This is a genomic window from Paratractidigestivibacter sp. (genome assembly GCF_052362415.1).
Taxonomy (GTDB): domain Bacteria; phylum Actinomycetota; class Coriobacteriia; order Coriobacteriales; family Atopobiaceae; genus Paratractidigestivibacter.
In genome coordinates, this window is sequence record NZ_DAWEMK010000129.1 from 1 (window position 1) to 789 (window position 789).

The 789-nt window shown below is 58.9% G+C and carries 1 protein-coding gene; it reads right to left on the reverse strand.

What is annotated here, in order from left to right; all coding sequences use genetic code 11:
- Positions 1-332 precede the first annotated feature (332 nt).
- Positions 333-789 (reverse strand): YitT family protein (locus ACT84W_RS09660; RefSeq protein ID WP_444329052.1); only part of this gene is annotated, 457 nt, incomplete at its 5' end.

Genomic DNA, 789 nt, shown 5'->3' on the forward strand with positions numbered 1-789 from the left:
TTTTCCCTTGCAGATGCTGAGGCCCGCCCCGGGGAGACCCGGGGCGGGCCTTTTTCTGCGCGGCGGTGGGGTGCTGCCCCGCGGCCCGACGGCGAGAAGGCGTATTCTCACAAAATGTTGTCCTGAGGCCGTGGTTCTGTGGGAATACGCGATCTCGATAGCGTGATGACGATCGGGCCTTCCAATAGCAACTTCCCGTTTGATGACGAAAAGGGACAGTCCCTTCTCATCATTTCTCGGAGCGATGCAAGAAAATGACGAAAAGGGACTGTCCCTTTTCGTCATTCTGTATGGCTACCGATGCTTGCCCGGATGATGACCGCTGGCGACCCCTAGCTCGTGGGGCTCTTTATGTGGTTGCCGATGATCTCGGAGACGTCGGAGACCGATACGAACGCTGAGCTGTCGATCGAGTCGATGACCTCGCGCAGCTCACGGACCTCGTACTTTGTGATGACGCAGTAGAGGACCTTCTTTGCGCCGGAGAGCATGCCTTCGCCGTCCATGATGGTCACGGTGCGCCCCATACGGGCGTAGATCTGCTTGCAGATCTGGTCAGCGTCATCGGTGACGATGAGCGCGGCTTTAGCCTGGCTCATTTCGGACTCGACCATGTCGAGGACCTTTGAGGTGATGAAGTAGGTGAGCAGCGAGTAGAGTGCGCGGTCAACGCCGAACAGCGCGCCCGCGAGGCCGTAGATGATGACGTTCATGGCAAGGACCAGCTCACCTACGGCGAGGTCGGTCCTTCGGCTGAGTAGGATAGCGACAGCCTCGGTGCCGTCCAAA